The sequence below is a fragment of the Microcystis sp. M53598_WE2 genome, from assembly GCF_030067735.1.
In the GTDB taxonomy this organism is placed as follows: Bacteria; Cyanobacteriota; Cyanobacteriia; order Cyanobacteriales; family Microcystaceae; genus Microcystis; species Microcystis aeruginosa.
On record NZ_JASJFE010000953.1, the window covers coordinates 1 to 1,365 of the forward strand.

2 protein-coding genes are annotated in these 1,365 nt (G+C 39.7%); both read left to right on the top strand.

Annotated features, from left to right (window positions below; all coding sequences use genetic code 11):
- Positions 1–626: exodeoxyribonuclease III (gene xth, locus PX636_RS19520; RefSeq protein ID WP_288118379.1), on the top strand; the 626-nt coding region annotated here is incomplete at its 5' end.
- Positions 627–760: 134 nt separating this feature from the next.
- Positions 761–1,315 carry a hypothetical protein gene (locus PX636_RS19525; RefSeq protein ID WP_288118381.1) on the top strand — a complete coding sequence of 185 codons (555 nt, stop codon included), beginning with the start codon at positions 761–763 and terminating at the stop codon, positions 1,313–1,315.
- The last annotated feature ends 50 nt before the right edge of the window (positions 1,316–1,365 follow it).

The following is a 1,365-nucleotide window of genomic DNA, read 5'->3' on the forward strand; positions in this document are numbered from 1 at the left end:
AAGCCTACAATGGTGTGGCGATTTTTAGCCGAAAACCCCTGGACGATATCACTATGGGATTTAGTCCAATTATCGGCGAAAATTTAACGGGAGAACTAGACGAACAGAAACGTTTAATTACTGGAGTAATCGGCGATATTCGGATTATTAATCTCTACGTTCCTAATGGTTCTTCCCTAGATAGTGACAAGTATATTTATAAGCTTAAATGGTTAGAAACTCTCAGGAAATATCTAGATAAAATAATTAATTCTCAACCAGAAGAATTATGTATCTGTGGGGATTTTAATATTGCCTTAGAAGATAAAGATATTTATGATCCCAAAGGCAAAGAAAATCATATTATGTCTTCAGCTAAAGAAAGAGAAGCTTTAGAAAAGGTGTTAGAAATTGGTTTACAAGATGCCTTTAGAAAATTCACCTCGGCAGCAGGACATTATAGTTGGTGGGATTATCGCAGCGGTGGTTTTGCTCGTAACCGAGGTTGGCGAATCGATCATCTTTATTTAACTCCTCAGCTATACGAAAAAGCCGTTAATTGTCTGATCGATCGAGAACCCAGAAAACAAGAAAAACCTAGTGATCATACCCCTGTTATTCTGGAAATATCAAGCAAAAATAGCTAAAGGATCAACCTAGACTTTGCACAGCCAGAATTTTGCTCTCTTAGCTTCCCTAACCAGGGACTTTCACCTTGAGGATTTATTCGGTAACGAGAAAATGCTATGATTCGGGTTGAATTTACCAAGTTTATTAAATTATGCGTTCTCCCCAATTAATTGTTCTATTGCTCGGTTTATCCCTTCTCCCCAGCATCTCCCCTCCTTTTGTCCATGCTAATCCCTCGATAGTGCCAGTGAAACAATCGAGTAATCGCGATGGGGGACAAACAATCAAGGAAGCGGAAATTAAAGCAATGATTCAAGACATTGAAACCGCTATTAAAGATAAAAATATCGCCCTAATCCTCAAACACTATGCCCCGTTTATTTCCTCGCAATTGACCATTAAAACCGATGCTAGTACCGAAATTTTTGAGTTAGATGGTATCACGGAACATAAGATATTTTTAGAGGAATCCTACAAAAACATTAAAAGTATAGAGGTTCTTTCTGAGAATTGGGATGTGGATATTCTTGCTAATGACGAGATGGCCATAATAACTCGCGAGCGGGTAGTCAATATTACCAACACCGAGGGTGATAACTATATAGTTGCATCGGCAGCGGTGGCTAAAGTCGCTCCCATCGACGGCAAATTGAGGATATTTTCCATTCAAGAAACCGCCGAAGTGGGACGCAGACCAAAAAAATAATCAACCTCTCCGGTTGGGACTAGACCAACCCGACTCCCGCCGTCTTCTTC

Bases quoted from the DNA above. Each gene is read 5' to 3' on its own strand.
- PX636_RS19525 (WP_288118381.1), top strand. From the start codon at position 761: ATGCGTTCTCCCCAATTAATTGTTCTATTGCTCGGTTTATCCCTTCTC.